Here is a 15,109-nt window from a genome sequence, read left to right as displayed (position 1 = left end):
AGTCGAGCCTCTCGTTAGCCATCTGCTCGCAACAGATGGCTCCGTACTTCTTTGTCTATTCGAAGGACAAATCAATGCAACCGAAAAATACCACTGCTCCACAAAAGCCACAAGTCCAAGTTTTGGGGAAAGTCTCATTTGGTGATCCGCTTATGGAATATTCGTCGCCTTTTATGAGTATCGAAGAAGGCGGAAGCGTAATTGAAGGGATCCAGCTTGCTTGCCATTTGGCTGATGGACTTACGCAGCTTTGTATGCGTCTCCATAAGGCTGTAGGTGATGGCGAGACCGTCTATTGCGCAGAAGTGCGCGCCTTGGCATTCCTCAGTGAAACCGTCACCGCACTTACGCGATCTGCACACCGTTCGATGTCGCCGCCGGAAGCGATCCACGGGGGTGACCAATGAGCATGCAAATTCTGACATTGGAACACCATTACTGTGAGTCCAGCCAGCAATCACTTTTCAGCGCTGCTGGTGGCGTCTGCGTAACAAAAGCGCTGGATGCTGCGACTGACCGGCTGGAATCTGTGGTGGCTGCATTAGCAGCTCTGATGAACGTTGGTGCTGTTTCTGAGCAGGCGACTTTGGCGTTTTATGCCGCTGAGTCTGCGTTGGCTCTCGTATGCGCCAGCCATGCTGGCGTTGAAGCGTTCGAATGCGCGCCACAAAACGCCGACATACCAAATCGTGGCGCGACAGGGGGTGAGGCATGAAGACCTCAATCCCGAAATCAAAGCGTCCACTTCCGCAGAGTAAACAGACTGATCTTCGTTCAAAGCCCGAAAAACCAAATGCCTGGGATCGTCTCCCTTTTGTAGGTAAGGATCACAGCAAGCAATGTTCGAACTGGGATGTCCCCCTTACTGGCGGCTACTTCGGGGGCATAGATGCTGGAAAAAGCATCGCTCACATGTTTTTCAAATATCTTCGCGACGAACAGGCCAACCCTGTGCGGCTTGGAAGTACTCACTTCCGCATGATGATCAGCGCACTCGACTCCAAGGTTCCGGCAACGAAGGAGGAGGAAGAGTCTCTGAACGGTCAGCGCGTCGGCTTCATGTGCGAGGTCGCGGACTGGCTTGACGCAGCTGTTCTCAAGCTCGGATCAAGCCTTGATGCCATCCCTGAGCGCTTGCTTGTCGAGCAGGCGAATCAAAACCTGGCCAGAACTGATGCCGCCCTGATGGCTGCAATAGATGCTGCTTCGCGGAAAAAGAAAGTGGAGTGCGCCGCTGCTGCGCGCCAACGGAAAGCGGAGATGGCTCAATGAACCTGATCACCATCCACAACACCCAGCTACCCGTCGTCGAGTATCGCGGCCAGCGCGTTGTCACCTTAGCCATGATCGATCAGGTGCATGAGCGGCCGGAAGGGACCGCTCGCCGCAACTTCAACGAGAACCGTGATCGGTTCATCGAAGGCGAAGATTTCTTTCAGGTTTTGGGTGAAGAAATTCGTACGCAGTCAGAGTTGGCCGGGGTATTTGCTGCCCGCACACCGAAAGGCACGCTTGTCACTGAGCAGGGTTATCTGATGATCGTGAAGTCGCTCACAGACGATCTGGCTTGGACGGTACAGCGCCAACTGGTGAGCAGCTACTTTCGACCACCTTCGCCGCCGCTCCTTCCGCAGGATCTGCCCGGCGCACTCCGTCTCGCTGCCGACCTGGCAGAAGAGAAGGCCGTGCTGGCGCTGGAAAACCAGCAGCAGGCCAAAACCATCGCCAGCCTGGAAAGCCTGTTCATGACAGGAGAAACGCCGACGCAGTTCTGCAAGCGCCTGAATGGCGTGAACTGCTCCCGGGTTAACAGCTCGCTACTCGCACTTGGCTGGCTGTGGGACGCCGCCGCCGACGAAAACACTAAGCCCCGCTACCGGGTTGCCAGTCGGGTACGCGACCGTTACCTGACCGAACGACCGCGCAAGATCAGCTCCGAGGGCAGCGATCCGTTTATCAAGTATGACCTCGTCCTGTTGATCGACGGCGCTCGTCGCCTGCACCAGCTCTACATGAAAGGCGAACTCGCCATGAAATCCAAGTGGGATGGGCTTTACACCCAGGCCAAGCACACCGGGAGTGACGCCCAATGAAAATCAAACCCACCAAGACCGAACTCAAGGCCCTCATCGTCGAGCTATCGATTGATCACCACCGTTCACAACTCGCCGTGACACGTCGCCGTGACGATCTGAATGCCGAATACCGAGCTTATTTTCGCGTTCATGGTCAGCCAGAGCCCAACTACCGCGGCATCCGCTGGGACGATCCGCGTTACGACGGCGTAATCCAGTTCACGAATGACGCCTACGCCGCACTGAAGAAAGCGAAGCAGAATCGCTACAGCGCTAAACGCCGGCTCGACACATCTGTGCGCCGCCTGATGATCCTTACCGACGTCTCTTTCGCGGTGCCCGGTGAAGATCGTGCTCAGCGCAAAGTTCCGGCACCGGTGCGGCGCTTCACGGCTAACGGGGAGAGCTTGCAATGAGTGACATCCCTCGCAAATTCCAGGGCGTCTGGATACCCGCTGAGCTCTGGAAGAATCAGGCGCTTTCGATCACTGAAAAGGTCATGTTGGTGGAAATAGGCAGCCTCGAAGATGACGCGCGCGGCTGCTTCGCCAGCAACGCAAGGTTCGCCGAGTTCTTCAATCTGTCCATTTCGCGGGTATCTGAAATCATCAGCGGGCTGGCGGAAAAAGGGCTGGTATCGGTCGAACAGATCCGCGACGGCGTGCGAATTGTCGAGCGTCGAATCCGGCTCGCTACCCCCTTCGGAATTCCGAATACCCCTTCGGAAAACAGCGCGAACCCCTTCGGAAAACGCTGCGAACCCCCTTCGGAAAACACGCAGGAGAGTAATACATTACTGAGTAATACATTGAGGGTAAGCAAAGGCGCTAAAGCGCCAGTGTTGAAAACTGGAAAACCCAAGTCGGTGAAGTTTGATCCGCTCACAGCCAAGCCGGCGAATGTGTCAACTGATGCTTGGGAAGGTTTTTGTGAGATGCGGACCTCGAAGAAGAAACCGCTGACCGAGCGAGCCTGCAAATTGATCGCCAAGGCCTTGGTCAAGCATCCAGAGCCAGACGCCGTAATCGACAAGTCAACAACGAACTCATGGACGGACATCTATCCGGAATCTGTGCTGCCTGGTGCTGGCGCCAAGATCGGCAAGCCGTCCAACTTCCGCGATCTGCCAACCCACACTCCGGAAATGTACAAGGAGGCGGCCAATGGCAAACCTCAGTTTTAACTTCCGCCGTCAGCCCCGTGTCGTCGAAGTCTTGGGCAACTGCCGGATCCATGAGGGCGTAATGTTCTCGCACATTGAGCAGTTCGATGGCTCGACACACATCCAACCCTGCCGGTTCTGCCAGTGGGAGGCGCTTAACGTCTCCCCGCCGGGCAGCGAGCCGCGCGCTGTTGCGTTGGCCCAGCTCGAAGCCGAACGCCTCAACGTCAGGCTCGTAGCTTCCGGCATCACGCCGAGATTCATCGGCTCGACCTTCGAGAACTACCAAGCCGAAGGCGGATCACTGGCGGAACGCGTTCGGGTGAAGTGCCAGGCATACGCCGACCATTTCGAAACCCATTACGCGGACGGTCGCTCGCTGATCCTGTCCGGCAATGTCGGCACCGGAAAAACCCACCTGGCCAGCAGCATTGTGCAGACGGTCATCCGAAAGCATGGCGCAGAAGCCCTGATCATCTCCGTATCCGAGTTGGTGCGAGTGGCGAAAGGGACGATGTCCAAGGGCTCGACTTACACCGATCGTGATGTCATCGAGGAGCTGGCGAACGTCGATCTGCTGGTGATCGACGAGATCGGGGCGCAGAAGGGCTCGGATTACGAGCTGGGGCTGATCCATGAGGTGATCGACCGGCGATATCAACTGGTCGTGCCCACCGTGGTGGTGAGCAACTTGCCGGTTGATAAGGCCGCCGACGCACCGCTGGGCACGGATATCAAAGGTTTCATTGGGCCTCGCGCCCTTGACCGTTTGCGGCAGAACGGCGGCCAGCTGATCGGCTTCACATGGGAATCGGCGAGGGCTTCAGTATGAGTCGCGACCTATTCAACATTGAGGCGGAACACGGTCTACTCGGGGCCATCCTGCTGGATAACTCGTTGTTCGACGAGATCACCGGCAAGGTGTCGCCCGCAGACTTTCATAATCTCGAAAATGCTGCGCTGTATCAGACGATGATCGACTGCCACGCCGGCGGCAATGCCATCGACGTGATCACGCTGAGCGATCAACGCTCACGCCTGCCAAGCGGCGACAGCACCATCGCTTACGCAAGCGAGATATCACACTCGGTACCGAGCGCGGCCAGCTGGAAGACTTACGCCCGGGTAGTCCGAGAGCGAGCGGTACTGCGCAAGGTGGTCGAAGCTGCTGAGGCTATCCAGCAGTCGGCCAGCGATGACTTGCCGGTGGCTGACATCATCGCGAATGCCCAGATGGCCATGGCCGATATGCGCGACCTGGACGATGGCGACAAGGACTATCACCGCGCCAGCGAAATCCTTCCGGGCGTGATGGACACCATCGATTCGAAATACAACAAGACTGCGCCCAAGGGGCTGACCACTGGCTTGACCGAACTCGACAAGATCATTCGCGGGCTCCGTCCGGGAAATATGATCGTTGTCGCCGGACTTACGGGCTCGGGCAAGACGATCCTTGGCTTGCAGATCGCCCAGCATGTCACCTGCGACCTGGCGGGCGCCGGTTTGGCGTTCTCCATGGAGATGACCAAGGAAGAACTGATTACTCGCAGCATGGCGTCTCTGGGTGGCGTCAGCCTGACGCGTCTTGATGAGGGCGAGAGCCTTGAAGATGAGGACTGGCCAAGGATCACCAATGCAGTCAGCCAACTGAACGAGGCACGTCTCTATGTGAACGACGAGGCCGGTATGACTGTTGCGCGAATTCGTTCGATTGCTCGCCAGTGTCAGCGCCGGGAAGGGCTGAACGTGCTGCTGGTCGATTATCTCCAGCTGATCTGTGCTGGGAGCGGTGCGAACCGCTCTGTCGAGGTCGGCAAGGTGTCCACCGCGCTGAAGAATCTCGCGAAGGAATTGAAAATTCCCGTCGTGGTGCTGGCCCAGCTCAACCGGGGATCGACCAATCGGCCGGACAAGAAGCCACGCCCGAGCGACATCCGGGATTCCGGCCAGATCGAGCAGGACGCCGACGTCGTGATTCTGGTGCATCGGGATATGGAAACAGAGGAGGGGCAGAACGGGCTGACAGAACTGATCGTCGGCAAGTGCCGCCACGCCAAGCCGGGGAGCTGCGTTGTTCAGCAGGAAGGTAAGTTCGTTCGATTCGTCGACTTCACCGGTACCCGCCAGGCCACCAACGAAGAGGTTGAAATGGGTCGCACTTTCGCCAGTCGCGCCAAGGGGAGGAGCAAGGCATGAGATTTTTTGAATGGTTGAAAGGCCCACGGCTCACGACGGGAGAGCCTTTCCAGTCGGCACTGGCTGACCTACTGAACCCGAAAGGCCCGCTGATCCTGCCGCTGGGTGCCATCGCTGTTCCGGCGCCGAAGTATCCGGAGGCCGAGCGCGTCGCCTCATCGTTGCGCGGCTTCCCGGGTGACTGGCAAATGGATCGGGCAGGGCACCACCTCACACACGTTCCTACTGGCTTCATGTTGTGGTGTGGAAACGAGGAATACGGCGTCGGCGAATGGGACGGTCACAAGCGAATCTCGTACAGCGAGCCGGAGCGGAAAATCATCTGGAAGGCGCTCGCCCCGCTGGCCGTGATGCGTCCCCGTCAGTTCGGCGCATTGCCAAAGGTGAAGATCACCGCCGAACGCGGAACCTACTGGTGCATTGCCGACGGTCATCCGTGGGCCGGAGGTGGAGACTCACCCGCCGATGCCTACCGGGCATGGTCCCGTGCCGTATCGATCCAGGCTCGCAAAGACACCAACCCTAAAGAATATCTGCATGTGTGGAGTGCCGCGCTATGAGTCGAGTATCTGCGGCGTTGCCGCGTAAAAGCATGCATGAGTACGAGCGTACTTTCCTCAAGTTGGCCGGTGACGGGCTGGCGCGGGAAAAGCTTGGCGGGGCTGTCGCTTTGGCTTGCCTGCTCGATATCGTCGCCAGTTGGCACGCAACCCGGATCGACATTGAGTTTGGCGAGTATTGCAAACGCTGGGTATCCGAAGGCAATGCAAAGAACAAGATTGCCGACCGCCTGTTGCGCGATCTGCTGGGCCTCGATGACGAGCCGACTCCACCACGTCGAATCAGGAAGGCAGCATGAGTGTTTACCGAAGCGCTGAGCACGCCATCATGCGAGCCATGAACGTGGATTCAATATCGCTGCACAAAGGGGCGGGTTGGCAGAACAAGTGCCAAGCGGACAGCTGGGAGCCGATCAAGGCCGACAATCCATGCCCGCTGGACAAGTTCGACCAGCTTACTCAGGACAGCATGACCCGGGCGATACTGCGCCGTGTTCTGTCGAAGCATCACTGGGCGGTGCTGGTCGCGCACTTCATGGTCAACCTTGACGGCTCAACTCAGCAGCAGCGGGTAACAGCTATCGTGGAGTTGGCCAGGTCGGCACCCGGCAAGGCGCACCACCTGTTCCGGACCAAGTGCGTGACCGCTTGGGCTACCCCGCGTATCCCGGAATCGTTCATGGTGCTGCACACTTGGGACAATGCGGAGCCGCAAACGCCGGAGAAGACGCTGTACCGGTGGCGGTCGGATCTGCGCAAGTGGCTCAACGCCGAGCGGGACGCCGCTATAGCGTCTGCCTCGGTGATTTTGGATGAGGCTCAACTCATTGCCGAAGCTGCTTGATTGGCTGAGAAAATGAGAATATAGTTTTCCACATTGCGGTTCTGCGTCTTGAGATGCGAAGCCCACAGAATTGAAGCCCGGCCATATTTGAGCCGGGTTTTTTTATGTCTGAATTTTGCGCATGCGGCAGATACAGCAAGGGTTCGCTCTGCGAATCAAGGCGAAAGCCCCGGCTCCTTGCTCTGCGGGCGCAGATAGGCGTATGGGTTGCGACTACGCGGCCGACGCCGGACACCCCATTGCATCTGGGGTATTTATTTTGGAAGGTGGCGCTCAGTGGTGGGCAATCCGGTTTGAACCCGGAGCTATCGGTAACGGTAAGAGTTCGACTCTTTCACCTTCCGCCAATTTTGTGTGCAGACCACTGCCAGGGTGGGCCTTCGGGCGGGCCTGGACACGGTATAGCCGGTAGTCACGTGTACTGCAGAACACCGGCAGCCATTGCGCCCCTATCCTCTGTTGCTCCGGGGTGGCTTTGGTGGACTGATGGAAAGACATCACATCTATTTCAAGGGCTCGCCATATCGGTGGGCCTTTTTTTTTGACCTTGACCGGTGAATCCCATGCCCTCGATTAACATTGGTGGGCGTGAAGTCCGGGTTGACCAACAAGATGCTCCGCTTCTGGATAGCGCATCGTGGGTGGTCAGGAAAGGCGGCGGCACATTTTATGTGCTCCGGTCTATTTACGCTGACGGCATCTATCAAGGCTACGAGTCTCTGCATCGGTCGCTAACTAATTGCCCTGCCGGGATGGTTGTTGACCACATCAATGGTGACGGACTGGATAATCGCCGCGCCAATCTTCGCGTGTGCACCAATGCTGAAAACCTCAGAAACAGAAAGATGCATCTGAATAATCGCTCCGGGTTCAAGGGTGTTTATTTCGACGATAGCCGCCGCGGAAAACCGTGGAGGGCACAGATCACCGCTCACGGAAAAAAGCATCGGCTAGGCCGATTTGATACAGCTGAAGAGGCTAGCGCGGCCTATCGAAAGGCCGCCCCTCACATGCATGGAGAATTCGCTAGAGCATCTTGAGTTCGGCAAATTCTCTGACCCCTTCTATAACTGCTCCCTAATCGGGGAGGACATCCGGATGAAACCCATGCCCGAAAAGAACCCTGACTTCTGGGCACAGGTCTGGCTGATCCTCTCCACGCCGATCTGGCAAGGCGCGATCATGGCCGCGACTATCACATTCCTGCGCGTGCTCTACGAAGCGAAAGAAGCCAACAAGTGGCGCATTTTGTTCGAGTCGCTGATCTGTGGTGCGTTGAGCCTGTCGGCCAGCAGCATCATTGACTGGATGACCTGGCCACCGAGTCTGTCTGTCGCTGCTGGTGGTGCCATTGGCTTCATCGGCGTGACGGCAATCAGGGATCTGATCATCAGGTTCCTCGGACGTAAGGCGGATTCAGCATGACCACACTGAAAGCGTTCGCCCTGGCCTGCGTGATCACGTTGGTCGGCCTGCTCCTTGTGGGTATCCAGCAGTACCGCGTGATCGCCCTGCGTGGAGAGGTGGCAATCGAGACGAAAGGCAAAGCCGACGCGGTGGCAGCCAATGCCGAAAGCCTGCTGACCATCACCACTCTGCGCGCCGAAGCCCTGCGCAACGCTACCTACACCGCAGACCTGGCAAGACGCATCAAGGCCAGCGAAGACAAGGCCAAACAAGCGAGGAAGGAATTTGAAACTCTCAAGCGCAACAGCAAGCCTGTTCGTGATTGGGCTAATCAGCCTCTTCCTGACGGCCTGCGCGGCAAAGCCCCTGGTAGTGACAAAGACCAGCGCGCTAAGAATTGAAGCGCCTGAGCTGATTCCGTGTGAGCGGGTAGAGGATGAAGACCTCTCCGACAACGGCCAGCTTTGGGAGTTGAAGAATCAGGCGGTGAAGCTGCTCGACACCTGCGCAGATCAAGTTGATGCGCAGATCGTTCGCAGTCAGAGCAAATAATCCGCGCCACGTTTTCAGATGCGCCGTTTCGTGGCGCGAGGTGATGCAGCATGACCAGATATCGCGACCTTGTTCGCCGGTCACGCCGACAGATGAAGGCGTGCGTTAAGGCAGACGCTCCTGACTGGCTGATCGGATATGCAGAGTCCTCGATAGGCAAGGCCGACTACTTCCACGCCAGACGGCAGAGCGCCACCTGTCCGAGTAGATCCAGAGCGGTGAATGAACTGCTCCAGCTCGACGATGTGCTCAGGCATTACCTGAAGTCGGTGACTCGCCAGTGAAGAAATCATGGTCAGTCACAGCGCCAGGCTATCCACCATTCCCCATGATCATGCAAGAAGACCACGACCACGCTGGAGCGCTGGCAGTTGCTCGCTGCATCTGGCCTAACGCGACAGTAGAGTGAGCAACCAATGAAGAAGACCAAAGTACTTATCGTCACCTACCCGTTGATGCTGAGCAAAGAGCAGCACGAAACACTATTCGCCAAGTACGCGGCGTTTGCCGAAGAGCAGGATATGCGACTGCTGTTCCTCACTGCCGGCGCGACTGCCAAGGTCAGTGATTGCGCCCCTGCTGACGAGGTGACATTCACCCCGCTCAATGAGTCGCGGCCTATGCGTGGCGATTACGGCCCTGAGCTGCACCTGAGCGAGGCATCCGAGCTGAGCACGGCTTCCTGCGCCTCTATGATCCACGCATGGGATCGCGACAGCCGTGGACGTCCTCGCCAGTTCAGCAAGCCAGCCCGTGATGCGATGCGCCTGATCGAAACGTTGGTCAACGACGGGGCGCTGGCCCTTGTCCCTGATCGCTGGATGAGAGGTCAGATGCGGTTCGTTGGCGCCCCTGTGCGCGAAGCTGACAAATCGGCCGAACAGGTAGATCAGGCTCCCACCATCCAAGGTGAGGCGACGAGCTTCATGCTTGACCCGCTTGAGCAGGCTATCAGCACCACGGTTGGCATGTTGCGTGATGAGCATCAGCAGATGGCGGAGGTTGGTGCGAAGCACGACACGGCGTTGTGTGATCGTCTCGGCTCCCACCTTGATGCACTGCTGGCTATTCAGATCGAGCGGGTGACAGCATGACTGACATCAAGCGCGTCAGAGTGGCAACGATCATCCCTGCGCCACAGAGGGACGGTAACAGCTGCCACATGACACAAGGCACCCGTGTACTGCTCGATGATGGCAGTGAGCTTGATGGCGTTGTGTCGATTACGTTGAGAGCCGAGCCAAACGGTTTGTGGGCAGCAACCATCGAGGTAATGCCTCAGGTCGTACCGTCCATCACAGCCAATGCTGAGGTGAAGGTTATCGACATCACGGCACTGAAGGATGAAAGCCGTGAGTACGCAGCCGTAGCCGCTGACTGATGGCCTGTTCCGGATGTGAGCAGCGCCGAGCCTGGATCAAGAAGTGGAGCACCATCGCATATGAACGAGCACAGCAACTCATTGCTAAGCCAGATCCTGGCCGAGCAGACGAAGCAGACCGAGATACTCCAGCAGATGGCCCAGCAGCAAAGCCAGATGGTTCAGATCCTCAACGGTGAAGAGCTGCAGGATGGTGAAGAGATCATCGAGCGTGAGAAGCCTCAGGCAACTTACCTTGATGGCAGTCCGGTGCTCTGATGGCGCTGAAGGCCATAAAGTCCACCCTCAAAGAGGCAAAAGGCAAGCAGCTTAAGGTCGCCGATCCGACAAGCTGGCGCAGCGACAAGAGCAGCACTCAGCGCGGCTACGGGTACAAGTGGCAGCAGGCTCGGGCCGGACACCTGCGGTCACATCCCTTGTGTGCGTACTGCCAGCGCGAGGGTCGCGTTACTGAAGCCACTGTTGTTGACCATTCGATTCCGCACCGAGGCGACATGGCAATCTTCTGGGACAAGGCCGGCTGGGTGTCCTTGTGCACTAACTGTCACTCATCCGTGAAACAGCGTGAGGAAAAGGCCGATCTGTCTGGAATATGACCGTTCGTCGGTGATGATATCAATTCCTGTCTAGGCGCACCGAAATGGTGCGTTAGGCTGAGGCTATGGAGGGGGGGAGGTCGATAGTTTGGGTCTTGTGCCCTTCTAGACCACGCCTGACCCATTTAGAGATTTTATCCCCGTTAACAGGATTCGTTAACTATGGCGTTAACCGAACAGAAGCGCCGGTATGCCGAAGCGCGGCTGTCCGGTGAAGGGAAAAAGCACGCCGCAATTATTGCTGGCTGCCCCGAAAAGACTGCGTCTCAGGCTGCGTCCCGCCTAGAAAAAGATCCAGAAGTGCAGGCCGCAATGGGTCGCGCTCTGGTTGTTAATGCCGCCAAGAAGGCAGAACAACCTAAGGCTGACCCGGCTCCGTACATCCCGGCATCCGCCGATGACCCGATGGACTTCCTTCGCAGCGTGATGAGCGACCTGGTAGCCGATCCGAAATTGAGGATCGATGCTGCCAAAGCTTTGCTTCCTTATGTCCATGGCAAGATCGGGGAGGGCGGCAAGAAGGATCAGAAGGTTGATGCCGCCAAGAAGGCTGCAGCGACCGGGCGGTTTAGGTCAGGCGCTCCTCCTTTGCGGTCGGTGAAATAAATGGAATGGTCGACCGCCTGCGTGGACTGGGAAAAGCGGATAGTCGCCGGCCAGTCACTGATACCGTTTGCGCCGCTTTACCCAGCCGAAGCTGAAGCCGCCCTGGACATCTTCAAGTCGCTCAAGGTAGTTGACGTACCTGGACAGCCCACCTTCGGCGAATGTTGCGAGGCCTGGGTTTTCGATTTCGTAGCCGCCATTTTTGGCGCCTATGACGCGGAGACCGGGAACCAGAAGATTCGGGAGTTCTTCCTGCTAATCAGCAAGAAGAATGCAAAGTCGACGATTGCCGCTGGGATCATGGTCACGGCGTTGGTGTTGAACTGGCGCGCCAACGAAGAGTTGCTAATCCTTGCCCCAACGATTGAGGTTGCACAAAACAGCTACAAGCCCGCCGCAGCAATGGTCCGCGCTGACGAAGAGCTGAGTGAGTTGCTGCATGTGCAGGACCATATCCGAACCATCACACACCGCGTGACTCGGGCGGCGTTGAAAGTGGTTGCGGCCGACTCGGACACGGTATCGGGTAAGAAATCCGGCAAGATCCTGATTGACGAGCTTTGGGTGTTTGGTAAGCGCCCGAACGCTGATGCGATGCTGATGGAGGCCACTGGCGGGCAAATATCCCGCGATGAGGGTTGGGTTATCTTTCTGTCCACGCAAAGCGATGATCCGCCCGCCGGAGTCTTCAAGGAAAAGGTCGATTACTTCAGGAATGTGCGAGACGGGCTGATCACGGACAATAAATCGCTCGGGGTCATCTACGAATTTCCTGCTGCGATGATTGCCGCTGGCGAGCACCTAAAGCCCGAAAATTTTCACATCCCCAATCCGAATATGGGGCGGTCTGTCAGCCGTGAATGGCTTGAGGACCAGATTCGCAAAAGTATGGAAAAGGATGTAGGCGCCCGGAACAAGTTCCTTGCTAAACACTTGAACGTCCCGATTGGCCTGTCCCTTCGGAACGATCGTTGGGCTGGTGCAGATTTTTGGCTCGCTGCTGCTGAGCCTGGATTGACCCTAGATATGCTCATTGAGCGCTCTGAAGTTATTGTTGCGGGCATTGATGGTGGCGGCCTGGATGACCTTCTTGGGCTTAGCCTCATTGGGCGTGAGATCGGAACCCGTCGTTGGCTGCACTGGGCTCACGCCTGGGCCCACCAGATAGTTCTTGAGCGGCGTAAGGATATCGCTCCTGCGCTTTTGGACTTTCAGCGGCAAGGTGATTTGACCATCGTGGCCAAGCCAGGCGATGACGTTCAGCAGCTTGCTGATGTTATTTGCCGCATCAACGACCTGCAGTTGTTGCCACCCACGCAGGCAATTGGTGCTGATGCCGCAGGTATCGGCGACATCGTGAACGAGTTGCAGGCGCCCGGCCGGGGGATTGTTGAAGATCAGATAAACGCCGTTTCACAAGGTTGGAGACTCAACGGGGCGATCAAAACAACGGAGCGGAAAGTGGCCGGTGCTGAGCTGGTGCACTGCGGCAGCCCCATGATGAACTGGTGCGTTGGCAACGCTCGGGTAGTAGCTGTGGGTAACGCTATCACCATCAACAAGCAGGTGAGCGGGTCAGCAAAGATCGATCCACTGATGGCTACGTTCGACGCGATCACGATGATGTCACTCAACCCAGAGCCAATGAAAAAGAAATTTCAGATGTTTTTCGTGTAGCCATGCGCTGCAACGTCAACCCGCCAAGCGCGGGTTTTTGCTTTTCTGGAGAACCAAAAAATGGATCGTGCCTACAGCGTCCTGCAGATCAAGGCGGTTGATGAGGAGTTGCGCGTTATAACCGGCATTGCGACAACGCCGTCCACAGATCGCATGGACGACATTGTCGAGCCAAAGGGTGCGCAATTCACTTTGCCAATTCCTTTCCTGTGGCAACACAACCAAGCCGAGCCTATCGGCCACGTCATCGCGGCCACGGTTACGGCGAAAGGCATTGAAGTGTCAGTGCAGCTGGCCACTATCACCGAACCGGGCAAGCTCAAGGATCGTCTCGATGAGGCCTGGCAGTCGATCAAGGCTGGTCTTGTTCGCGGCTTGTCCATCGGGTTTTCGGCAATTGAGTCCGCCAATATCGACGGCACTTGGGGTCGGCGCTTCATTAAGTGGGATTGGCTGGAACTCTCCGCCGTGACCATCCCGGCAAATGCCGATGCCAGCATCCAGTCCATCAAATCCATCGACAGCAAACAGCGGGCCGCGTCCGGCCAATCGCTGGTTCCTGTCGTGCGTCTCGCCACACCTGCCGGCGCTTCGGCACCCATCACCAAAACCTTAAAGTTTCCGAAGCCCGAGGAGGGCCACATGAACATTGCAGAACAAATCAAATCCTTCCGAGCAGCGCTGGAAGCTAAAAACCTTCGCCTGGTTGAAATCATGGAAAAAGCAGGCACCGAAGGGCGCACGCTTGATTCTGCTGAATCGGACGAGTTTGAAACTCTTGAATCAGAGATCGGCGCAACCGAAGCGCATTTGAAGCGCCTGGCGGTGATGGAGAAGTCAAATATTGCCGCGGCCAAGCCTGTTGCGGATGCATCCGGTATGCAGAACCGTATCCAGGGGTTCCACGCGACCGTGAAGGCCGCCCCTGTGCTGCCGAAGGGCACCGCGTTCACCCGCTACGTCATTGCGCAGTGCCGCGCCAAGGGTAACTTGGTTCAGGCTGCCGAAATCGCCAAGCAGTGGCATGACTCCACCCCGGAAGTTGCAGAAGTACTGAAAGCTGCCATGGCCGCTGGCACCACGACCGATTCCGATTGGGCGGCGCCTCTGGTCCCGTACCAGCAGATGTCGAGCGAGTTCATCGAGTTGCTGCGCCCTGAAACCATCGTGGGCAAGCTGACGGGGCTGCGTGCAGTGCCGTTCAACGTCCGCATTCCCGGCCAGACCCAGGGTTCCAGCGTCAACTGGGTCGGCGAAACCGCACCGAAGCCGGTCTCTGAGCTGAAGTTCGCGGACATCACGCTGCGCTTCAACAAACTGGCGGGAATCGTGGTGATTTCCGATGAGTTGGCGCGCCTTTCTACACCGGCGGCCGAGGGCATCATCCGCACCGATCTGACCTCGCAAATCGCACAGTTCATGGACGACTCGTTCATCAATCCTGCGAACGCGGAAATCGCCGATGTTCGTCCGGCCTCGGTAACCAACGGTGTTGTTGCAATCGTTGCTTCCGGCACCGATGCCGATGCACTCCGCGCAGATGCCCGCGCGCTGTTCTCCCAATTCATCTCGGCCAACCTCAGCGTTGCAGATGCTGCCTGGGTGATGACCGCGACTATGGCCATGTCCATCGGCATGATGCAGAACGCGCTGGGCCAGTCTGAGTTTCCAGGCCTGGGCGCGACTGGCGGCACCTGGATGGGCCTGCCCGTTGTTGTGTCCGAAACCGTTCCTACCACTCCGGGGGTTGCCGACGCTCCAGCTACTTCGATCATCGTGCTGGTCAAGCAAAGCGAAATCCTCCTAGCAGACGAAGGTGGTGTGACCATTGATGTCAGCCGCGAAGCATCGCTGCAGATGAATTCGACCCCTGACAATCCGACCACGGCTACGACCGTACTGACCAGCTTGTGGCAGAACAATCTGGTCGGTATCCGCGCCGAACGCATGATCACTTGGCGTAAGCGCCGCCCTCAGGCTGTTGGTTACATCAGTGGCGCCGCCTACGGCAGCTGATGCGCTCTCCGTTGCGGCCTTGATGTATTGGGGT

The 15,109-nt window shown here is 57.5% G+C and carries 21 protein-coding genes; all 21 read left to right on the top strand.

The genetic code is table 11. The features are described 5' to 3' along the window. The first annotated feature begins 74 nt into the window (after window positions 1-74). Window positions 75-407: a hypothetical protein gene (locus tag AABC73_RS20645; protein WP_341520737.1), complete on the top strand. Its 333-nt coding sequence runs from the start codon at window positions 75-77 to the stop codon at window positions 405-407. Then, window positions 404-715, top strand: coding sequence for a hypothetical protein (locus AABC73_RS20640; RefSeq protein ID WP_341520736.1), 312 nt, complete (start codon window positions 404-406; stop codon window positions 713-715). The genes AABC73_RS20645 and AABC73_RS20640 overlap by 4 nt, the downstream gene beginning before the upstream one ends. After that, the gene (locus AABC73_RS20635) at window positions 712-1,272 is read left to right on the top strand and encodes a hypothetical protein (protein ID WP_341520735.1); all 561 of its coding nucleotides are present in this window, start codon (window positions 712-714) and stop codon (window positions 1,270-1,272) included. Before AABC73_RS20640 ends, AABC73_RS20635 begins: the two co-directional genes overlap by 4 nt. Next, window positions 1,269-2,093 carry an ORF6N domain-containing protein gene (locus AABC73_RS20630; RefSeq protein WP_341520734.1) on the top strand — a complete coding sequence of 275 codons (825 nt, stop codon included), beginning with the start codon at window positions 1,269-1,271 and terminating at the stop codon, window positions 2,091-2,093. The genes AABC73_RS20635 and AABC73_RS20630 overlap by 4 nt, the downstream gene beginning before the upstream one ends. Continuing rightward, entirely contained in the window at window positions 2,090-2,491 is a 402-nt protein-coding gene (locus tag AABC73_RS20625) for a hypothetical protein (RefSeq protein WP_341520733.1), read from the top strand. Before AABC73_RS20630 ends, AABC73_RS20625 begins: the two co-directional genes overlap by 4 nt. Next, a complete protein-coding gene (locus AABC73_RS20620; RefSeq protein WP_341520732.1) occupies window positions 2,488-3,258 on the top strand; it encodes a helix-turn-helix domain-containing protein in 771 nt (256 codons plus the stop codon). The genes AABC73_RS20625 and AABC73_RS20620 overlap by 4 nt, the downstream gene beginning before the upstream one ends. Beyond that, on the top strand, window positions 3,239-4,069 hold the full coding sequence (locus tag AABC73_RS20615) for an ATP-binding protein (protein WP_341520731.1): 831 nt from the start codon (window positions 3,239-3,241) through the stop codon (window positions 4,067-4,069). Before AABC73_RS20620 ends, AABC73_RS20615 begins: the two co-directional genes overlap by 20 nt. Then, window positions 4,066-5,436, top strand: coding sequence for a replicative DNA helicase (locus AABC73_RS20610; protein WP_341520730.1), 1,371 nt, complete (start codon window positions 4,066-4,068; stop codon window positions 5,434-5,436). Before AABC73_RS20615 ends, AABC73_RS20610 begins: the two co-directional genes overlap by 4 nt. After that, window positions 5,433-5,996, top strand: a complete 564-nt coding sequence (locus AABC73_RS20605; protein WP_341520729.1) for a hypothetical protein — start codon at window positions 5,433-5,435, stop codon at window positions 5,994-5,996. Before AABC73_RS20610 ends, AABC73_RS20605 begins: the two co-directional genes overlap by 4 nt. Then, a complete protein-coding gene (locus AABC73_RS20600) occupies window positions 5,993-6,295 on the top strand; it encodes a hypothetical protein (protein WP_341520728.1) in 303 nt (100 codons plus the stop codon). Before AABC73_RS20605 ends, AABC73_RS20600 begins: the two co-directional genes overlap by 4 nt. Then, window positions 6,292-6,840: a hypothetical protein gene (locus AABC73_RS20595; RefSeq protein ID WP_341520727.1), complete on the top strand. Its 549-nt coding sequence runs from the start codon at window positions 6,292-6,294 to the stop codon at window positions 6,838-6,840. Before AABC73_RS20600 ends, AABC73_RS20595 begins: the two co-directional genes overlap by 4 nt. A gap of 563 nt (window positions 6,841-7,403) precedes the next feature. Continuing rightward, window positions 7,404-7,880 carry an HNH endonuclease gene (locus AABC73_RS20590; protein ID WP_341520726.1) on the top strand — a complete coding sequence of 159 codons (477 nt, stop codon included), beginning with the start codon at window positions 7,404-7,406 and terminating at the stop codon, window positions 7,878-7,880. A 58-nt stretch (window positions 7,881-7,938) separates the two neighbouring features. After that, the gene (locus AABC73_RS20585) at window positions 7,939-8,265 is read left to right on the top strand and encodes a phage holin, lambda family (RefSeq protein ID WP_341520725.1); all 327 of its coding nucleotides are present in this window, start codon (window positions 7,939-7,941) and stop codon (window positions 8,263-8,265) included. Window positions 8,266-8,270: 5 nt separating this feature from the next. Then, window positions 8,271-8,648 (top strand): hypothetical protein, encoded by a 378-nt coding sequence (locus AABC73_RS20580; protein WP_341524295.1) that lies wholly within the window; start codon window positions 8,271-8,273, stop codon window positions 8,646-8,648. A gap of 567 nt (window positions 8,649-9,215) precedes the next feature. Next, on the top strand, window positions 9,216-9,893 hold the full coding sequence (locus AABC73_RS20575; protein ID WP_341520724.1) for a hypothetical protein: 678 nt from the start codon (window positions 9,216-9,218) through the stop codon (window positions 9,891-9,893). After that, on the top strand, window positions 9,890-10,180 hold the full coding sequence (locus AABC73_RS20570) for a hypothetical protein (RefSeq protein WP_341520723.1): 291 nt from the start codon (window positions 9,890-9,892) through the stop codon (window positions 10,178-10,180). Before AABC73_RS20575 ends, AABC73_RS20570 begins: the two co-directional genes overlap by 4 nt. Window positions 10,181-10,240: 60 nt before the next feature. Beyond that, complete coding sequence (locus AABC73_RS20565; RefSeq protein WP_341520722.1) at window positions 10,241-10,438, top strand: hypothetical protein; 198 nt, start codon at window positions 10,241-10,243, stop codon at window positions 10,436-10,438. Further along, complete coding sequence (locus AABC73_RS20560; protein WP_341520721.1) at window positions 10,438-10,776, top strand: HNH endonuclease; 339 nt, start codon at window positions 10,438-10,440, stop codon at window positions 10,774-10,776. The genes AABC73_RS20565 and AABC73_RS20560 overlap by 1 nt, the downstream gene beginning before the upstream one ends. Before the next feature lie 162 nt (window positions 10,777-10,938). Next, window positions 10,939-11,382 (top strand): terminase small subunit, encoded by a 444-nt coding sequence (locus AABC73_RS20555; RefSeq protein ID WP_341520720.1) that lies wholly within the window; start codon window positions 10,939-10,941, stop codon window positions 11,380-11,382. Further along, complete coding sequence (locus AABC73_RS20550) at window positions 11,383-13,059, top strand: terminase large subunit (RefSeq protein WP_341520719.1); 1,677 nt, start codon at window positions 11,383-11,385, stop codon at window positions 13,057-13,059. A 60-nt stretch (window positions 13,060-13,119) separates the two neighbouring features. Beyond that, entirely contained in the window at window positions 13,120-15,075 is a 1,956-nt protein-coding gene (locus AABC73_RS20545) for a phage major capsid protein (protein ID WP_341520718.1), read from the top strand. Window positions 15,076-15,109: the final 34 nt, after the last annotated feature.

The sequence above is a fragment of the Pseudomonas sp. G.S.17 genome, assembly GCF_038096165.1.
Classification (GTDB): Bacteria; Pseudomonadota; Gammaproteobacteria; order Pseudomonadales; family Pseudomonadaceae; genus Aquipseudomonas.
This window is presented reverse-complemented; position numbering and strand designations above follow the sequence as displayed.